The organism is Nocardia yunnanensis (assembly GCF_003626895.1).
GTDB lineage: Bacteria > Actinomycetota > Actinomycetes > Mycobacteriales > Mycobacteriaceae > Nocardia > Nocardia yunnanensis.
Genome location: NZ_CP032568.1, coordinates 7,109,004 through 7,128,903 on the forward strand (window position 1 = coordinate 7,109,004; position 19,900 = coordinate 7,128,903).

Genomic DNA, 19,900 nt, shown 5'->3' on the forward strand with positions numbered 1-19,900 from the left:
CGGGAGCTACATTTCCGGCGGGCCCGTCCTCATCTACTGGCAGGCAGGGCCTTTCGGCACCGCCACGTAGACCGCGTCGCCGCCCAGGCGCGCCTGCTGCGACAGCAGCACGTCCGCCTCGAGCTGACGCGACTGCTTGGCCGGGGTGCCGTCACCGCCGAGGCGGCGGTCGGCGGGCCGCTCGTAGAGCGGGGCCCCGCCGCACATGGCCTCGGCGAAGCGCTGGCGGCCGTTGAGCTGCCGCTCCTGCGCCTTGCGCTGGTACGCCACGCGCGCCTCGGCGTCGGCGATGGCCTCGACGAACGCCTGCGGGTGCACGATGGCGACCAGACCGGACACGTGGCCGAAGCCGAGCGACGTGACCAGACCGGCCTTGAGCGGGAAGCGATCTCCCACCGCCAGCGCCTCGCGCAGCCACACCAGGTGCGGGTACTGGGCCATCTTCTCGTCCACGCAGTCCAGGCTGCGGTTGGGCGGAATCACGCCCTGCTCGAGCACCTGGCACAGGCCGATCATCTGGAAGGCCGCCGCGCCGCCCTTCGCGTGACCGGTGAGAGTCTTCTGCGAAATCACGAACAGCGGAGCGCCTTCCGAGCGGCCGAGGGAGGCGGCCAGCCGCTCGTGCAGCTCGGATTCGTTGGGATCGTTGGCGGCGGTGGAGGTGTCGTGCTTGGACACCACCGCGATCTCGTCCGGGCTGACGCCGAGCTTGCCGAGTTCCTTGGCCAGCTTGGACTCCGGGCCGCCGCGGCCCGCGCCCAGCGCACCCAGACCGGGGGCCGGGATGGAGGTGTGCACGCCGTCGGCGAAGGACTGCGCGTAGGCGACGACGCCCAGCACCGGCAACCCCATCTCCAGCGCCACCGAGCCACGGGCCAGCAGTACCGTTCCACCGCCCATGGATTCGACGAAGCCGCCGCGACGACGGTCGTTGGCGCGGGAGAAGTACCGGTCGCTGATGCCCTTGGCGGACATGGCGGCCGAGTCGGCGGTGGCGGACATGTCGCCGAAGCCGACGATGCCCTCGATGCCGAGATCGTCGTAACCGCCGGCCACGACCAGATCGGCCTTGCCGAGCTTGATCTTGTCCACGCCCTCCTCGACGGAGACCGCCGCGGTGGCGCAGGCGGCGACCGGGTGGATCATGCCGCCGTAGGAGCCGACGTAGCTCTGAACCACGTGTGCCAGAGCGACGTTGGGCAGCGCCTCCTGCAGGATGTCGTTGGCGCGCGGCTCACCGAGCAGGTTGTCGATGTAGAGCGAGCGCATCGAGGACATGCCGCCCATGCCGGTGCCCTGGGTGTTGGCGACCATGGCCGGGTGCACCCAGCTCATGAGTTCGGCCGGGCTGAAGCCGGAGCTCAGGAACGCGTCCACGGTGCAGACGATGTTCCACAGCGCCACCCGGTCGATGGAGCTCGCCATATCGGCGGAGATGCCCCAGCGGGTGGGGTCCCAGCCGGTGGGGATCTGACCGCCGACGGTGCGCGACAGCTTGGCCTTGCGCGGCACGCGAATCTCGGTGCCCGCCTTGCGCGTCACCTGCCAGTCGCCGGTGCCCTCGACGGGCGTGACGACCGTCTGCTCGGGGTTGGCGGCGAAGAAGGCACGCGCCTCGGCCTCGCTGTTGACCACGAAGGTGAGGTCCTTGTCCAGGAACACCGAGGTCAAAAGCGGTGCGGCATTGTCGATCATGGCGCCGTCGTCGCCGTAGCGGCGCACGCCGCAACGCTCGACCACGGTGTCGTGGTAGCGGTCGGCGACCTCGGATTCCTCGACGTACTCACCGGATTCGGTGTCGTACCAGCCCGGCTTGGGGTCGTTCTCCCAGGTGACCAGGCCGGTGGTCCAGGCCAGCTCCAGCACGCCCGCGGCGGAGAGCTGGTCGGAGACCTCGATTTCGAAGCGGGTGCGCGCGGAACCGTAGGGGCCGAGCTCGCCGGCGCCGACGATGACGACCATGTCGTCGAGATCGGCTGTCACCGAACCCCATTCGGGGGTGGGCAGCTTGGACGACAGGGTCGGCGGGGCGGGCAGCGCCGAAATGGTCGCGGCGTCGGTGCCTTCCGACTCCGCGGCCGCCGCCTCGGCCTGCTCGCGCGCTTCCCGCGCCAGCTCCGGCAGGTCCAGCTTGGCGCCGGCGAGTCCGCCGGTCAGATCGATCTGCTGCGGTCCGGCCGCGGTCACCACGCGGGCCCGCGAGCTGCACCACTTGAGCAGCTCGTCGGCCATCTGCAGCGTGGACCAGGTGTGCACGCCCGCCTTCTCGACGGCCTCGACCAGCGGGTCGTTGCCGCCCATGAGGCCGGTGCCGCGCACCCAGCCGATCAGCGCGTGCACCAGGGTGACCCGCTCCGACCAGGACTTCTCGGCCCGCCACTTGGCGACGATGGCATCCAGCGCGGCCTTGGACTCGCCGTAGGCGCCGTCCCCGCCGAACATGCCGCGGTTGGGCGAACCCGGCAGCACCACATGCAGTTTCGCGTCCACGTCGTGGTCGACGCCGATCTTGGAGAGACCGCCGATGAGGCGCTCCACCGACCACAGCAGGACCCGCATCTCCATTTCGGCGCGGGCGCCGGCGTCGGACAGGTCGCCGGCCACGCGGGGCGCGGCGAACGGCAGCAGCAGCGTCGGGGTCATCGCCTCCTTGACGAGGACCTTCGCGCCACCGGCATTGTCGACCTGCTCGGTGCCGACCCACTCGATGAGCGCGTCGATATCGCTGTAGGAGGCCATGTTCGCCGGCACCACCCACAGTGCGGCACCGTGGCGGGCGTTGTCGCGGTAGAGCTGCTTGTAGAAGCTCAGCCGGTCGTCGTCCAGCTTGGAGGTGGTCACCAGGACCGTGGCGCCGCCCGCGAGCAGCCGGCCGGTGGCCGCCGCCGCGATGGAACCCTTGCTGGCGCCGGTGATCACGGCGATATCGGAGGACCAGGCGCCCGGCTCGGCGGAGCTCAGCGCGGCCTCGGCGATCGCGCCGTAGACGCCGGCCAGCACCGAGCGAGCCTCCTTCATGGCCCGGTTACGCCACCAGTCGGCCTGGGCCGCAACGGCTTCCCCGGCGCCGTGGTAGCCGTCCACCACCGGTTCGGCCGGCAGCGAGCCGTCGTTGCCGAACCACAGGCGAGCCAGATCCTCACGGGCGGAAGCCCACCGGTCGTCGATGAGCACGGCCTTGCGGGCATCGAACGCGGGCGCGACCAATCGCGGCCAGTCCGAACCCAATTCGGCCGAGACCAGATCCACCAGGGTGTCGGTGGTGGCCTCCGGCGCGGACGCCTGCTCGACGTGGCCGAGCGATTCCAGGATCACCCGGGCGGCCTGCGCGAGCACGCCGTCGCGTCCGGTGATCTGCTCGGTGAACTCGCCGAGGGCGGCCGCGTCGACGGTCGCGCCACCCGCGCCGCCACCGGCGGACGGCATGGAGACCGCGATGCCGCGGCGCGCGGCCACCGACTGCACGGCGGCGTCGATGGCGGCGTCCACGGACGCGCCGTCCGAAAGTCCGCCCGAGACAAGGCCGCCCAGGTCGCCGCCGCGCACCGACTGGCCCTCGCGGGTGCCGAGGGAGACCTCGGCGGTGACGTGGCTGGCCCAGCCGTCGCCCAGCCCCCAGGTCTTCTTGACCCGGTCGGCGATGGCGGCCGGACGCTTGCCGGACGGGCCGAACACCTTGCGCAGGTGATCGCCGATGGAGTCGGACAGCACCGAGCCGAACGGCTTGTAGGTGCGGGCCAAGCGGTCGACGGTGTTGGACAGCGCACCCATGTCGGCGTCGGCCGCGCCGTCGATGGCGCCCAGCGACAGCTCCGCGCCGAGGTCGACGAGCAACTGGTTGCGACGCGAGGAGACGCCGTCGCACAGGCCCTCGATGGTGTCGACCGGGCCGATCTGGTCCATGCGCAGCTTGGTCCAGAGCGCGATGAGCACGCGGGTGGCGTCGGCGGCGGAGAACGCGATGTCGTCCGGGGTCGGGCCACCGGTCGGCACGGCCACGGGGGCCGCGGCGGCGGCCGGAGCCGGTGCGGCGCTTGCGGTTTCGGCCGGGGTCTCCTCCGGCTCCTCCACCGGAGCAGGATCGGTGTCGGTGGAGTAGACGATGCCGCGCTCGCGCTCGATATTGAGCACCTCGACCACGGCGCTGCCGAACTGCGGCAGCTTCAGCGTGTTGGACGCCAGGTTCGCGACGGTCGGCGTTGCGGCCAAGCCGATTTCGACGAACCGCTCGACACCCAGGCCGCCGTGCTCGACATCGGTGAACAGCAGATCCTGGGTCTCGATCCAGCGCACCGGGCTGGCGAACTGCCAGGCCAGCAGCTCGACCAGGACCACGCGGCACAGCTCGACCGGCTTGGCGGCCCACTCGTCCCAGTTGGCCAGCACCTCGGCGAGCGGCTCGGACGGCACCAGGTCCGCGATCTCCTGGATGTAGTCGCGCTCCAGATTGAACAGGCGCGGCACCAGGTTCGGGATGTAGCGGCCGATGAGCAGGCTCGGATCCAGGTCCTGCGGCAGCAGATCCAGCAGCTTGCCGCGGAACTCGGGCACACCGGCACGCAGCACAGTGGAGTGGAACGGCACGTCGATGCCCGGGATGAGCACGAACGCGCGCTTGCCACCGGTCTCGGCGCGCAACCGCTCGATCTCGGTTTCCAGTGCCGCGCAACCCTTCACGGTGCCCGCGATGGCGTACTGCGCGCCGCGCAGGTTCAGGTTGACGACCTCGAGGAACTCCCCGGCCTGCTCGCCGATGCCCTTGACCCAGTCGATGACCTGGTCGTCGGCAATGCCGATCTGCGAGGGGCGGATGGCGCACATGCGGTAGTCGCTGCGGCCCTGGGCATCCCGGGGCACCAGCTCGTGCATGGCCGAACCGCGCTGGAACACGACCTCCAGCACCGCGTTCAGCGGCAGCACGCCCGCCGCGGCCGACAGCGCGTTGTACTCGCCGACGGAGTGGCCCGCCAGCATCGCGCCCTCGATGAAGGCCCCGGCCTCGCGCAGCTCCGCGACCTGCGCCACGCCGAGGGTGGCCATGGCCACCTGGGTGAACTGGGTCAGGTGCAGCACGCCCTGCGGGTGCCGGTATTCGACGCCACGCGCCTTGAGGTAGGTCGGGTTGTCGCGCACCACAGCCAGAATCGAGAAGCCCAGGGCCTCGCGGGTGTGCTTGTCGGCGCGATCCCAGATCGCCTTGGCGGCCTTGGACCGCGTGCGAGCTTCCAGGCCCATCCCCTTGGCCTGAATGCCCTGTCCCGGGAAGGCGTAGACCGTCTTCGGCGGCGCGATGCGGCCGGTGCCGGTCATCACCAGGGTGCCGTCGATGCGGCAGGAGACCTCCACGATCTCCGAACCGTGGTCCACCGCAACGCGTTCCACGCGGACGTCGATCTGCGCGCCCAGCCGGACCATGCCCAGGAAGCGGGTGGTCCAGGCGGTGATGGTGCGCGGCGGCACCTTGTCGTTGAGATCGATGGCCGACACCGCGTGCTGCGCGGCGGCCGACAGCCACATGCCGTGCACGATCGGGCTGCCCAGTCCGGCCAGCCTGGCGGCGTTGTCGGAGGTGTGGATCGGGTTGAAGTCGCCCGAGACCTGCGCGAAGGCGCCCATGGCGCGCGGGGCGGACAGCACCACGTCGCGGCGACGGCGGCGCGGGGTGTCGGTGGCCTCGGCCGACAGGGATCCGGCGGCGCGCGGCGGGTCGGACAGCTCGGCCTGGCCGGTGCGGCCGCGAATGGCGAAGCGCTCGGTGAGGGTCGCGACGGTCGGCATGGACATGCCGGTCTCCGGCTTGTCGAGCATGCCCGAGACCCGGACGCGGACCTCGACGACGCGGCCCATATCGGTGTCGACCGTCTCCACGGCCTCCGCGCGGACGGCGAGAACGCTTGCGGCGGCGGGCAGTTCGCCCTCGAGCCGGATCTGGTGATCGAGGTGGACCAGGTCGAGCATGCCCTCGATGACGCTCTGGCCGCCGGCGGTGCGGGTCGCGCCGAGCACCGCGAACACGGCGGGCCAGCAGGCGCCCACCAGCACGTCGGGGATGGTGCGGCCGATGGTGGACAGGGTGTCCGGCAGTCCGGCGCCGGTGACGCCGGCGTGATCGGCGATCAGGTCCGGGGTCCAGGCGACATTGAAGTGCGCGACCTTCGCACCGTCGACGGTCTTGACCTCGGGCAGCGACTGGCCCGCGGCGACGGCCAGCAGCGCGCTCATGGCGGTCTCGGCGTCGTCCTCGGTAATGACCGGCGCGCCACCGTTGTACACCGACGCCGGGACGGTGAGGCGGATGCGCACGGCATCCTTGCCCAGCAGCGGGACCGCCAATTCCACGTAGGCGGAATCGGTTTCGGGGCCCTCGGTGGCGGACAGGGTCGCGCCGGTGCGGGGGTGCTTGGCGCCCTTGCCGTTCATCTCCCACTCGTCCAGGTTGCCCAGGCGGTGAATGGGATTGACGGTGGTGCGACCCGCCCACTGCACATCCGGCGCGGCCAGCACGAGGTCGAGCAGACCACCCGCGACCTCGGTGCGACGACGGCCGTCCACGGCGGCCGGGACGACGCCCGCGCGCACCAGCGCGAAGGCGGTGTCCTGCTCGAAGCGGTCCAGCAGCTCACCGACCGGCTCGTCGACGCGGGTGATGCCGGCGACGGCGACGGTGCCCGGGATGACGCAGACCTGATCGGCGGTGTAGCGCGGATCATGGGCCTGCCACAGGGAATCCGAACGCCACCAACGCCGCACATCCTGGTCCACGACCGGGACGAAGTTGACCGGCTTGCCGGGGGTCTTGCACAGGCTCACGAAGAACGGCACGTCCGCCGGGTGCAGCACGGCCTCGGCGATCGCCGGGTACTGCTCCTTCAGGGTGCAGATCGCCTTGACCGGGGTCTCGAACGCGGCGTCGTCGGCGAACAGCGTGGGGATCTCGCCGCGGTCGGCCGGATTGAGGCGAGATTCGGTGCGGCGCACCATCTCCGCGAACCGGTCGCGCCAGGTGATGTCCAGCCACACCGAGCGGGTGGCGTCGGCGATGGCGTCGGCGAAGTCGCCGCCGCAGTCGAAGTCCTTGCGGCGGTCCAGGCCGACGGCGAGTTCGACGTAGCGCTCCAGCCATTCCAGGTAGGTCATGGTGGCGACGTCACCGAAGTACGGCTTGGCGGTGATGTTCAGCGCCTCGATGATCTCGGCGCGGCGCGCGGCCACGGCCTCGGCGTCACCGGCGACCTCGTCCAGCAGGCGGCCGGTGCGCGAGGCGGCATTGTCGATCTCGTGAATGTCGGCGCCCAATTGCGAACGGCCGGAAGCCATTCCGCCGACGGCGGTGCCCGCACCGACCCAGTCGGGGGTACCGGGGGTGTCGACCAGCAGCTGCTTGACCTCGGGCGCGGTGGTGGCCTCGAGGGTGGCCATGGCGGCGGTGCCGACCAGGACGCCGTCCAGCGGCATGGCCGGGTAGCCGTGCTGCTGCGCCCAGGCGCCGGTGAGGTATTCGGTGGCGCGCTCGGGGGTGCCGATGCCGCCGCCGACGCAGACGATCACATTGTCGCGGCCGCGCAGTTCGGCGTAGGTCTCGAGCAGCAGGTCGTCGAGGTCCTCCCAGGAGTGGTGGCCGCCGGCCTTACCGCCCTCGATGTGCATGATGACCGGGTAGCCGGGGACCGCGTCGGCGATGCGCAGCACGGCGCGGATCTGCGCCACGGTGCCGGGCTTGAACGCCACGTGGGTGATGCCGACCTCGGTCAGCTCCTCGATGAGGCCCACGGCCTCTTCGAGTTCCGGGATGCCGGCGGTGACGATGACGCCGTCCAGCGGGGCGCCGGCGGTGCGGGCCTTCTGCACGATGCGCTTGCCGCCCAGCTGCAGCTTCCACAGGTACGGGTCCAGGAACAGCGAGTTGAACTGCACCGCGCGGCCGGGCTGCAGCAGTCGCTCGAGCTCCTCGACGCGGTCGGCGAAGATCTGCTCGGTGACCTGGCCGCCACCGGCCAGCTCGGCCCAGTGGCCCGCATTGGCCGCGGCCGCAACGATTTTCGCGTCGACCGTGGTGGGGGTCATGCCCGCCAGCAGGATCGGGGAGCGGCCGGTGAGCTTGGTGAACGCCGTCTCGACCACGACGCGGCCGTTGGGCAGGCGAATCGGCTTGGGCGCGAACTCGCTCCACGCCGGGGCGACCTCGGGGGCCGCGCCGGGGGTGAACAGGCTGCGCTGGCCCGGGCGGGTGGAGGCGGCGAGCACGCCGACGCCGGTGCCCTTGAGCGAGCCGGAGGTGAGGCGGGACAGCAGATCGCCGGGACCGAGGTCCAGGATCCACTGCACGCCCTGCTCGACGGTGGTGTCGACGATGCCGACCCAGTCGATCGGATCGACGAGCACTTCCTGGGCGAGCGCGGCGGCCAGGTCGGCGTCCAGGCCGCACTGCTGGGCCCAGCCCTCGACCAGGTCCACGGTCTCGGCCAGCGCCGGGTGGTGGAAGGCCACCTCGACCGGGATGTCCTCGAAGACGGGCGCGAACACCGCGCCGCCGCGCTTCTTGGCGTCGCGTTCCTTGGCCTGCTCGGCATTGATCTCGGCGGCGCGCTGGCGCACCCGGTCCAGCTGGGCGACCGGGCCGGACAGCACCGCGCGGCGGCGGCCGTTGCGGATGGACAGCACGGCGGCCTTCTCCGGGGCGACGCCCGACATGACCTCGTCGACAACGGCTTTCAGGGCGTCGGGGTCGACATTGGAGACGGCGACCATGGGCGACTTCTCGCCGACCGGCAGCAGTCCGCGCCGGCGGGCGACGAGACCGGCTGCGGCGCCGACCAATTGGGCCACCGCCAGCAGTTCGGCATCGCGCTGCCCGTGCGCCTCGGCGGCGGTGGCGGCGATGCGGCCCTGCGAGTGACCGATGACGGCTGCGGGCGCGTGCGCGACGATGTCCAGGCCCTGCAGCCGCAGCGCGCGCAGCGCGGCGACCTGGGTCAGGAACACACCGGGCATGGAGACGGCGGCGGAGCGCAACACCTGCGCTGACGGCGCTCCCGACACCTCCCCCTGCTCCGGATCGGCGATCTCTTCTTCCAGCATCCAGGCGACCGGGTCGAATCCGACCGGCCGAACGACCAGCAGCTGCGAGGCAACCGGCGCCAGGGTGGCGGCCGCCTCGTTGACCAGTGCGGTCAGCTCGGGCTCCAGCGCGGAATCGCGCGCGATCTCCTCGAGTTCGGTGAGCCATTGCGCGCCCTGCCCGCCGAAGGCCAGCGCGTACGGCGCGCCGCCCAGCAACCGGTCCAGCAGTGACGACCTGACTCCACTTTCCCGTGACTTCCCCGCCGCCCTGGCCTTCGATCCGGTCCCGGTGCTCTCGTTGATCGTCAAGACGTTCGACTTCCTTCTCCTGGCGGCCCGCCCCCTCGAGGTTGGGCCGCGCTCACGGTGCGCAGGTATCCCCTCGGCCCGCAGGCCCTGGTAGACGCCGAGGATTCCACAAAATCATGAGGATCTCCTCATGTTTGGCTCGCGACCAGGCACTTACCGGCGAGTTTTTACGTACGTCCGTACCAGAATGCCCCGAAACATGACCCTCCCTCATGTTTGAAGCCGCTGGTGGGCCCGGTTACACCGGCGAAGGAAATATGAGGCTTCCTCACATTGCCCTTTATTAAATCGTTATAATCCCAGCTAGGGTTACCGACCAGTACGCCACACCCGCCCGGTGCTTCGCGATCCCCGTTAGACCCGGTAAAGTTTGGACGGTCGTACCGTTAGCGCGAGTGGCGAAATTGGCATACGCGCCAGATTTAGGTTCTGGTGTCCTCGGACGTGCGGGTTCAAGTCCCGCCTCGCGCACTACAAAGCTTGATACAAAGCTCAGTGGCCACAGAGCGTCCGAATCGGACAGCGAGACAAGCCTTTTCACACCGGAGCAACCGGCTGGCGATCTACGCGCCCCATGCGCCCTTCACCCACTAGAACACGCATCCCCGGCTCCTCGACCGCCATCCGATCCTGCGTGTTCAAGCGCACTAGAACACGCGCGAGTTGACGCCCCTGAACTACCCCTCGCGAGAAAACCTGCCACGAGCTGGCCATTGACAAATTTTGCCATAGCCGTTTAGCTTGGCTTCATGGGCACCATGAACATCTCGCTACCGGACTCCCTCAAGGCGTTCGTCGAGCAACGTGTCACCGAACGCGGCTACGGCACCAGCAGCGAGTACGTCCGCGAACTGATCCGAAAGGACCAGGACAGGGTGACCCTCCGCAATCTGATCCTCGAGGGCGCCGCATCCCCGCCCGCGGCACCAGCAGACGACGCCTACTTCGACGACCTGCGTGATCGGATTCGGAAACGACGCAACGAATGACCATCAAACCAGTCATCCCCCGCAGCAAGGCCGTCCAGGACGTCGAGAACGCGATCGACTACTACCTCGAATCCGACGCCGACCGAGCAGCAGCGGATCTCATAGACGCCCTCCAGGCGACCTACCGCCTGATCGGGTTGCACCCCGGAATCGGTTCGCCCCGCTACGGACACGAACTCGACATCCCCGGACTGCGGGGCCGAGCGCTCACCCGCCTCCCCTACACCGTCCTGTACCTCGAACGTGACGACCACATCGACGTCCTGCGAGTCCTCCATCAACGTCGAGACATCCCCGATCTGATGCGAGACCTCCACCAGGACTGAACCACGCGCGTGTTCCAGGTCGAGTTCGCAGCCAATTGGACAAGGCCGCAACGGGTCCACGATGGCAGTCGCGGTCACCGCCAATTCAGTTGTGTCACACACAAACACGACATGATCACCCGGTGGCCGCTCCACGTCCAGCAGCATCACCTGAACGCCTACCGCAGGTCCTTGTCGGGTCACTCGGCGGCACGGCGGGTCATGCGGCCGCCCGCTGAGCGGTATTGAGCCCGGTCGTCCCGGAAGTCGTGGTAGGACACCAGCAGTTGGCGCGAGTAGCCGGTGAACATCTCCAAGGGCAGCCCGGCGGGCGCGAACAGATTCTTGCCGACTGGCAGGAATCGGCGGGTCATGACCGGGATCGAACCCCCGACGAAGGCGGTGAAAACGCGGGACTGTTCATCGTCGGCCGGTTCGTAGGTGGTGGTCTCCTCCAGCGCGCTGTCCACCGCGCGGACGTCGATGCGCAGCTGGTTGGAGCGGTAGGTGCCCTCGTAGCGGCTCAGGTCCTCGGCCTCGACGGGGGCGGTGATCAGGTCCGGGATCGTGGCGTCCAGGCGATCTCGCAGCAGCGACAACAGGATTCGGTCGAACAGTGCCATAGCGCGAGCGTCATTGCCGTAGGCGGCGAAGACCAGGTCGTGGCCGGGCACCGCGACCAGCACCGCGACTCCGCCCGGCGAGGCGCCCGAGTGCGACAAGACCTCGATGTCGCCGAAGGGCATGAGCAGCCAACCCAGGCCGATCGGCGGAATGTGCAAGCTGCCATTGGAATGCGTGACGGTCTGCATCCGCGTCACCGACTCCTCGGAAAGCACCCGGGCACCCGAGGGGGCGATACCGCCGTCGAGGTGGGTCCGGCCGAAAGCCAGCAGATCGCCGATGCCGGCGATGGCCGAGGAACCGGCGGGCCCCCAGGTATCGGGGAGTTTGAACAGGTCGGTGCGGCGCGCGCCGTCCTGGGTGGGGAAATGGCCGACGGCGGTGCTGCACAGGATCGCCTGCGCAGGACTGGTGACGGCACCGGTCATACCGGCCGGGACGAACAGATTCCGTTGCAACAGTTCGTGATACGGCAGCCCGGCTACCACCTCCAGCACCCGGCCCGCGACGATCATGCCGCCGTTGGAGTAGCTGATGTGCTCGCCGGGCGCAAACAGCATGCCGACCTGTTCGGCCATGCCGTCGACCGCGATACGCAGCGCCTCAGGACCGTCGGCGTCGGGGAAGTACAGATCGCCGTCGATGCCGTTGGTGTGGTTGAGCAGATGCCGTATTCGGATGTCCTCAGCGCCCGCGGCGGTGAGTCGGAACTCCGGTAGGTAATTCACGACCCGCTCGTCGAGGTCGATGCGGCTCTGCTCGACCTGCTACATGATCAGGGTCGTGGTCAGCACCTTGGTGATCGACCCGAGCAGGAACCCGGTGTCCTCGCGCATCGGCTCGCCGGTGACCACGTTGGTCACCCCGTGCGCCACTACTTCCTGCTGTCCCGCGTGGTACACACCGGCGACCACGCCGGGCACCCCGCTGGTTTCGATGAACTCGCTGACCAGTGCGTTCAAGCCCGTGTTCGACATCGTGTCGACCTCTCTTCCGTGTCCGCTGGGCAGACGGCTCGATGATCAGTGAACGACGTCGAGGACGTTCAACTGCAGGCCGTTGGCGTAGGACCGGGACTCGACCAGCTTCATCTTCTGGGTGTCCTTGTCCGTGCTCGAGAACAGGCGTTTGCCTGCGCCGAGCAGCAGCGGGAAGACGAGCAGGTGGTAGCGGTCGATCAGGCCCGCGTCCGACAGGCTCCGATTCAGGGATGCGCTGCCGTGCACGATGATCGGGCCGCCCTCGGTTTCCTTCAGGGCCGCGACCTCATCGATCGAGCGCAGGACCGTCGTCTCACCCCAGTTCGAGACCAGGTCATCGTCGATCAGGGTGGTGGAAACCACGAATTTCGGCATCGCCTTGTAGCCGGCGAACTCCGCCATGTCCGGCCATACCGGACTGAAGGCCTGATAGCTGGTGCGGCCCAACAAGATCGCGGTGGCTTCCTGCTGTTCCCGCTCCTTGATCTCGAAGGCTTCCGGCACGAAATCCAGGTGCTTGAAGGTCCATCCGGTATTGCGGTAACCGGGTTCACCGCCCGGGGCCTCCACGACGCCGTCGAGGGAAATGAACGCGGTGCTGATCAGGGTGCGCATGAGTTCTCCTGTTGTTGATGTGGTGGTCAGTGATCGGTGGCGAGCGGCACGTCGCCCGCGGTCTTGCTGTAGCCGAGGGCCTCGACGATCAAGCCGTCGCGCACCCGCATGAGGTTGACGCCCTCGACCCAGTCGGTGGCACCGTCACCGAAGCGGTAGTTCCAGCGGATCGTGGCCCGGTCACCGGCGACGATCACCTCCCGCGGCTGGAATTGGGTGGCATCGTCCTCGACGAGCGTGCGCCAGAAGGCGAAACAGGCGTCGCGGCCCTCGACGCGCTCGCCGGTCGGGGCGGGCTGCACCGATTCCATGACACAGTCCTCGGCGATCAGATCGGTCAGCAGGTCGGGATCGGCCTCGAGGAAGGCACGGTTGAAGCGGTCGATGACCTCGGTGGTGTTGCGGAAGGACATGGGGACTCCAGGGGTGCGCGGATCAGTAGGTGGCGAGATCGATTGCGGTGGCGGCCTTGTGAATCGGTTCGATGACCTTGGCCATGAGCTTGTCCTTGCCCGGCAGCCGGCCGATGAGCGACAGCATGATCATCGACATGCGGACCTGGCCGTTGGTGCGCATCACCATGCGCTTGATATTGGCCGGGCCCAGCTTCTGGTTCTCGCGGACGAAGGGACGCATCCGCTGTTCGTAAGCGGCGAAGGCGATTTCGTGATCGCCGTGCGCGGCGGCGAGTTCACCGGCCAGGACGTACGCGCCGACCAGCGCGAGCGAGGTGCCCTGACCGGAGGCGGGCGACGCGCAGTAGGCGGCATCGCCGACCAGCGCGACCCGCCCCCGTGACCAGTGGTCCATATCGACCTGACTCAGCGAATCGAAGTAGAAGTCGGGTGCGTCGGGCATGGCCGCGATCAGGCGCGGCACCTCCCAGCCCTCGTCCGCGTACGCGTCGGCCAGCAGCTTTTCCTGCTGCGCACGATCCCGGGGGTCGTATTCCAGTGGCGCGGAAGCGAACAGGAACATGGCCTTGGCTCCCGCGTCGCCCGCGGTGCTGTAGATCAGCGCCGTGCGGCCGGGGCCGACGTAGGTCAGCTCCTCGCGGTCCAGTCCGAGGTGGTTGGGAACGCTGAAGATCGACACGTAGTAGCCGAGGTCGCGGACGAACCGGTCCTCGGAGCCGAAAGCCATTGCGCGGGTAGCGGAGTGCAGCCCGTCGCCGGCCAGCACCAGATCGAACGCACGGGTCGCGCCACCGCCGAAGGTGACCCGTACGTCGTCGGCGGTCTCGTCGATCGACGCGATGGAGTCGTCGAACAGGTACTCCACCTGGTTCGCCGTGGCCCGATACAGCAACCGTTGCAGGTCACCGCGGGTGATCTCGGCGTCGCCGTGCACGCGGCCGCCGAAGGTGTCACCGTCCATACTGGCCACCCGCTTGCCTGCGGCATCGACGACCGAGCCACCTCGGACATCGGTTCTCACCGCGCGGATGTCGTCGAGCAGACCCATCCGGTCGACGACATCCAGTGCCGCGCCGCGCAAGTCGACCTTGTACCCGCCCTCGCGGATCTCCGCGGCGCGTTCCACGACCGTGACCGTGAAGCCGTGCCGTGCGAGCCAGAAGGCCAGCGTGGTGCCCGCGATGCCGGCACCGGAAACGAGGATGTTCGTGTTTTTCATGGAAGTCTCTGTTTTCTCGTTGCTCAGCCGAGGACCGGGAAGTTGCTGCGGAATACGCCACGCGGATCGCGGTCGCGCTTGATCTGCCGCAGCCTGGCCACGGCCTCGGGGGCGAAGGCCGCGGTGATCGATTCGTCCGGCGCGAGGAAGGTGAAGGGCTTGCGGTCGACGGCGTAGGAGGCCAGTGCATCGATCAGGTCGGCGCGCTTGGCATGAAGCGCCGCCGTCTTCTCCGGCGTGAGCGGCAGGCCGAACAAATACAGAGCGTAGGGCTCGACGAGTGGGCCGTGCGGACTGTCGGAGGGCCGGACCAGCGCGCCTCCGAGATGCCGGATCTGCACGCTGAGCAGCGGGTCGATGGGAGTCGCCAGCAATTCGTTGATGACGACCTCGTCCACGTCGGTCAGCAAGGCCGCGTAGGACAGCCCCGGGCCCGGGTCGGTGGGCTCGGCGGTGATGGTCCCCAGCTCGGAAATCGGCATGACGGCACGGGTATCGCCGATCAGGCCGTCGATGCCGTCCAACACGGCCAGCAGCTCGCGGGCCTCGTCGGGATCGCCGAGGTAGGTCACGTCCAGTGCCACAAGCGGATCGGCTCCCGGGAACTGCAGGAGTTCGGCCCACACGGTGAGCGCGTCGGGCGCGGTAGCGGTGATCTCACGGAACGCGCTCAGCACCGCGGGCGCGCGATCGGCCGACCACAGCATGCGGCCGCCGTAGAGTCGCGGCTCCGGGAAGAGGGTCAGCTCGACCGCGGTGACCAGTGCGAAATCGCCGCCGCCCCCGCGCAGCGCCCAGAACAGGTCCGGGTCGGTCTCGGCGGTGACCCGCGCGCGGTGACCGTCGGCGTCGATCACCTCGAACGCGATCACGCTGTCGGCCGCCCAGCCGTGCTTGCGGCCGAACCAGCTCAGCCCGCCGCCCAGCGTGTAGGCCGCCGTGGTGACCACCGGTGAGCTGCCGGGCAATCCGGTCAGGCCGTGCTTGCTCGCCGCCGCCTGCACCCGGCCCGCCGCGACGCCCGCGCCGACCCGCGCGGTGCGGGCGATCGGATCCACCTCGAGCTCGTCGAGCGCACCCGTGCGCAACAGGATCGCGCCGGCGTTGTCGCCGGTCGCGCCGTGACCGCTGGGCTGCGCCGCGATCGGGTACCCGGCGCTGGCGGCGAACCGCACCAACGCGGCCACGTCGTCGGCGTCGGCGGCCTCGACCACTGCCGAAACCGGTTGCGCTACCGCGAGATTCCAGGGCGTGCGGGCCGCGTCGAAGCCGTTGTCACCGACCAGCAGCACGCGGCCACGGATGACCGAACGAAGTTCTCGCAGATTGCTCATGGTCCTTCTTCCAGGTATTCGGCACGGCAAGTAGCGACACCGGTTACCGGCATCGATGTCCGGCAAGGCATCCGACTGTATGGACGACCGGCACGGGGCACTATCGGGTAAATGTCCTAAGTGCTTGCCGGATAGCCGGGACCGACTCCGTTTGCTGATCCATTGCGTCGCCGGATAGTTTGGGCGAATGCTGTGCGGTCGGGAGCTCGAACAACGGCGGCTCAGCACCTTGCTGAGCCTGGCTCGTACCGGTCAGAGTGCTGCCCTGGGCATCATCGCGGAGCCGGGCACCGGAAAGACCGCGCTGCTGGATCGGGCCGTGGAACTGGCCGATGGATCGTTCCGGATTTTGCGCTGCGCGGGTGTCGAAGACGAGTCGGAACTGCCTTTCGCCGGACTGCTCGAACTGTTGCTGGCCGCGGTCGGCGGCGACCTCGACGCGCTGCCGCTGGATGCATTGCCCCAGCCGCAGTCCGATGCCCTGCGTGCCGCGATCGGATCGCTCGTCGTGGCGGGTCCGGTCGATCGTTTCCTGGTCGGCTTGGCGACCCTGTCGCTGCTGGCCGAATTGGCGGACGGACGATCGGTGCTGTGCACGATCGACGACGTGCAATGGCTCGACCGCGCCTCGTCGGAGGCCCTGCGCTTCGCTGCGCGCCGACTCGGCGCCGAAGGCATCGTGATGCTGTTCGCGAGCCGGGTCGAGGACGCCCTGCCCGGGATCACGAAATTGCATGTGTCGCCGCTGGACGGTCCCGCATCCGACCAACTGCTCGCGGACCGCTGGCCGGGCCTGGGTCGCGATCTGCGGGAACGGATCCTGCGGGAGGCGTCGGGAAACCCGTTGGCGCTGCTGGAACTTCCGCGCATGGATCTGGACGCGCTGCCCGTCGGCCCGCTCCCGCTGCCGTATCGGCTGGCCAGCGGCTACCGGCAGCAGATCGCCGGGCAATCCGATGCCTCGCAGACCGTCCTGCTGGCCGCCGCCGCCGAGTCGGCCGGTGATCTGCGGCTGGTGCTGCGGGTGCTGGATGCGCTCGGTGTCGACCCGGACCGGATCACCGAGGCCGAGGCTTCCGGGCTGATCGACGTGACCGCGCAGGCGATTCGGTTCCGCCACCCGCTGGTGCGGGCGGCCGTCTATCACGGTGCGTCGTTCCTGGAACGGCAAGCCGTCCACACCGCGCTGGCCGCGGCCTCCGCCGATGACCCCGACCGCCGGGCCTGGCATCTGGCGGCCGCGACGGTGGGGCAGGACGAACAGACCGCCGCGCTCTTGGAATCGGCGGCCGTGCGGGCCGTGGACAGATCCGGCTACTCCGCGGCCTCGGCCGCCATGGAACGCGCGGCGCTGCTGACCCCGGACCGCGAGATCCGCAGCCGCCGTTTGATCTTGGCCACCGAATGGGCCGCCGACGCCGGCCGCTACCATCGCGCCGAGCAACTCGCCCGACAAGCCGAGCAACTCCCACTCGGCCCCGACGGACGGGCCCGATTGGGTTGGGTGCAGGCGAAAATCGAATTCGACAAGGGCAATCTGCGCAAAGCGCGGGACTCCCTGCTGTCGGCGGCCGACGCGGTTGCCGCGGTGGAACCCGAGCGGGCCGGGCCGCTGTTCATCGCGGCGGCTCGCGCGTCGTGGATCATGGGCGATCCCGTCTCGGTGGTCGCGGCACGAACGAAACTGGCTGCCCTGCAACTGCCGCCCGAGCACCTCGCGCCGTTGCTCGTCGCGATCGACGGTGCGCTGAAACTGCATTCGGGCGATCTGACCGAGGGTGTCGCCGTGGTACGGGCCCACATCGCAGTCGGCCACCGCGCCCAGGATCCCGAACTGGTGCTGGCCGCGGTGAATCAGGCCAATCTCATCGGCGATCTCGAGGACGCCCGCACCCTGGCGCAGGGTCTGATGGACAGCGCCCAGAACCAAGGGATGATCGGATTCTTCACCACCGTCGTGGTCTCGGTGGCCGCGGCGGAACTCATGCTGGGCCGAGTGCGCGAAGCCGAGGATTTGGCGGCCCAGGCCGCACGGATCGCGCGAGATATCGGTCAGCACAACGCGATCGCGTCCTCCGAAGGCTACCTCGCGCTCATCGCGGCGATCCGCGGTGACGAGCAGCGGTGCCGGGATCTGATCGAACGCAATCGCCGGGCGGTCGGCCAGGACAACTTCATCGATTACACCCACGCCGAATGGGCGCTGAGCCTGCTCGATCTCGGGTACGGGCGGTACGAGGCGGCACTGGACCGGCTGGACACATTGCACCGCATCCCGGGTCGCATCCGCGGTCACTGGCTGCATCTGCTGCGCGATCTGGTGGAGGCCGCGGTGCGCGCGCATCAGCCCGAACGTGCCGCGGTGGCGGTGGCCGAGATCGAACGCTGGTCCGCCGCCCTCGGCTCACCGTTCGCCGAAGCCATCGCGCTGCGTTCCCGCGCGATGCTGGACTCCGACGGCGACGCCTACGCCCGAGCCCTGAAACTGCAAGCCGCCGAGGGACTCTGGTACGACCACGCCCGCACCGCCCTGCTGTACGGCGAATGGCTACGCCGCGAACGCAGCGCCGGCGAAGCCCGGACCCAGCTGCGCCACGCGGTCGAGATCTTCGACCGGCTCGGCGCCGCGCCCTGGGCCGCACACGCCCGCACCGAACTTCGCGCCGCGGGCGAGGGCGGCGCCCGGACGGAGGTGCCCACCGTCAAGGCGTCGGCCACGCTGACCCCGCAGGAACTGCAGGTGGTGCGCCTGGCCGCGGCCGGTGCGACCAACAAGGAAATCGCCACCAAACTCTTCCTCAGCCCGAAAACCGTAGGCCACCACCTCTACCGGGCCTTCCCCAAACTCGGCGTCGCCAACCGCGTCGAACTCGCCCGCCTCACATCCTTCTGACCCGCGATGCCCACGGCTCGGTTTCGGAGAGGGAGCGGCGTTCAAACCAACAGGCTGACCGACTCTCGTCATCGTGCCACTTGTAAAGTCCGGCAGAATCGTCCGCATCGGCTGTTGGATCGGGAGGTAGCCGACGGAATGCTGGAACGCGCCGAAATGGAAATATTTCTGACCCTTGCGGAGGAGTTGCACTTTGGCCGGACCGCCGCCCGCCTACACGTGTCACCCGCTCTGGTCACCCAGGTGGTCAAGAAGATCGAGCGGCGACTCGGGGTGGGCTTGTTCGCGCGGACCAGCAGGCGTGTTGCACTGACCGAGGTCGGTCACGTGCTACGTGAAGAACTACAGCCGCTGTACGAGGCGATCGGGCTTGCGCTCGGCCGCGCCGAAAGTGCCGGGCGCGGTATGGCCGGCGCACTCACGGTCGGCTTCATGGGAAGCCAGTGCGGGCGTTGGGCGTATGCCGCTCGCGACCTGTTCGAACACCAGAACCCGAACTGCGATGTCCGCATCGTCGAGACGCATTTGCACCACCATGCTGCGCAGTTGCGGGATGGCTCCGCCGACCTGCTACTTATGGCGCTGCCCGTTGACGAACCGGACTTGACTGTCGGTCCTGTGTTGACGCGCGGCACCAGGCATCTCTGTGTGGACGTGCGCCACCACCTCGCCGCGCGCGAACACGTATCGTTCGAGGATCTCGCAGGTGAGACTTTCATCGCCATCGCGGATTCGGTTCCCGACTACTGGATCGATTTCCACTCGCCGCTGCAGACTCCCGGCGGACAGCCGATCGGCAGGCACCGCGATCCATGTACCACGTATGCGGAGGCGCTGACACTGGTCGCGTCGGGGCGGGCCATCGTGCCCGGCGACGCGCAACTGCCACAGCTGTATCAGCGCCCCGACATCCGCTTCATCGAGGTTCCCGACATGCCGCCCGTCGAGCATGGCTTGGTCTGGCGGACCCGCGACGGTGCCGACCCGCGTATCCGGACGTTCGCCGAGGTTGTCCTGGAGATCGTGCCCGCGTTGTCACCGCCCGGCATCGAATTTCCTTCGCTGCGGAGACCTGATGTGGCGGCCGGCGCGCCCGACGGTGTGAGCTTGCGACCTGCGGACCGAACCGTCGCAGTCGAGATCGACTGGGCCCCAC

The 19,900-nt window shown here is 69.0% G+C and carries 8 protein-coding genes, 1 tRNA gene and 2 pseudogenes; 5 read left to right on the forward strand and 6 right to left on the reverse strand.

The features are described 5' to 3' along the window. Nucleotides 1–33: 33 nt before the first annotated feature. Nucleotides 34–9,369, reverse strand: coding sequence for a type I polyketide synthase (locus tag D7D52_RS33285; protein ID WP_120742795.1), 9,336 nt, complete (start codon nucleotides 9,367–9,369; stop codon nucleotides 34–36). A gap of 389 nt (nucleotides 9,370–9,758) precedes the next feature. Here D7D52_RS33285 and D7D52_RS33290 point away from each other — a divergent pair. From D7D52_RS33290 to D7D52_RS33300, 3 genes are all read left to right on the forward strand, one after another. Beyond that, a tRNA-Leu gene (locus tag D7D52_RS33290) sits at nucleotides 9,759–9,840 on the forward strand. Nucleotides 9,841–10,118: 278 nt separating this feature from the next. Continuing rightward, nucleotides 10,119–10,358 carry a type II toxin-antitoxin system ParD family antitoxin gene (locus D7D52_RS33295; RefSeq protein ID WP_120742797.1) on the forward strand — a complete coding sequence of 80 codons (240 nt, stop codon included), beginning with the start codon at nucleotides 10,119–10,121 and terminating at the stop codon, nucleotides 10,356–10,358. Then, nucleotides 10,355–10,684: a type II toxin-antitoxin system RelE/ParE family toxin gene (locus D7D52_RS33300; RefSeq protein WP_120742799.1), complete on the forward strand. Its 330-nt coding sequence runs from the start codon at nucleotides 10,355–10,357 to the stop codon at nucleotides 10,682–10,684. Before D7D52_RS33295 ends, D7D52_RS33300 begins: the two co-directional genes overlap by 4 nt. A gap of 179 nt (nucleotides 10,685–10,863) precedes the next feature. Here the strand turns inward: D7D52_RS33300 and D7D52_RS33305 are convergent. From D7D52_RS33305 to D7D52_RS33325, 5 genes and pseudogenes are all read right to left on the reverse strand, one after another. After that, nucleotides 10,864–12,264, reverse strand: a pseudogene (locus D7D52_RS33305) (serine hydrolase domain-containing protein). A gap of 45 nt (nucleotides 12,265–12,309) precedes the next feature. Then, nucleotides 12,310–12,882 (reverse strand): dihydrofolate reductase family protein, encoded by a 573-nt coding sequence (locus tag D7D52_RS33310; RefSeq protein ID WP_120742801.1) that lies wholly within the window; start codon nucleotides 12,880–12,882, stop codon nucleotides 12,310–12,312. A 26-nt stretch (nucleotides 12,883–12,908) separates the two neighbouring features. After that, nucleotides 12,909–13,295: a nuclear transport factor 2 family protein gene (locus D7D52_RS33315; RefSeq protein ID WP_120742803.1), complete on the reverse strand. Its 387-nt coding sequence runs from the start codon at nucleotides 13,293–13,295 to the stop codon at nucleotides 12,909–12,911. A gap of 22 nt (nucleotides 13,296–13,317) precedes the next feature. Continuing rightward, nucleotides 13,318–14,517 carry an FAD-dependent monooxygenase gene (locus tag D7D52_RS33320; RefSeq protein WP_120742805.1) on the reverse strand — a complete coding sequence of 400 codons (1,200 nt, stop codon included), beginning with the start codon at nucleotides 14,515–14,517 and terminating at the stop codon, nucleotides 13,318–13,320. Nucleotides 14,518–14,540: 23 nt separating this feature from the next. After that, nucleotides 14,541–15,851 (reverse strand): FAD-binding oxidoreductase, encoded by a 1,311-nt coding sequence (locus D7D52_RS33325; protein WP_120742808.1) that lies wholly within the window; start codon nucleotides 15,849–15,851, stop codon nucleotides 14,541–14,543. A gap of 187 nt (nucleotides 15,852–16,038) precedes the next feature. Between D7D52_RS33325 and D7D52_RS33330 the strand changes: the two genes are divergently transcribed. Both D7D52_RS33330 and D7D52_RS33335 read left to right on the forward strand, forming a co-directional pair. Continuing rightward, on the forward strand, nucleotides 16,039–18,744 hold the full coding sequence (locus D7D52_RS33330; protein ID WP_120742810.1) for a helix-turn-helix transcriptional regulator: 2,706 nt from the start codon (nucleotides 16,039–16,041) through the stop codon (nucleotides 18,742–18,744). A gap of 156 nt (nucleotides 18,745–18,900) precedes the next feature. Beyond that, a pseudogene (locus D7D52_RS33335) lies at nucleotides 18,901–19,752 on the forward strand (LysR family transcriptional regulator); the annotation flags it as partial. Nucleotides 19,753–19,900: the final 148 nt, after the last annotated feature.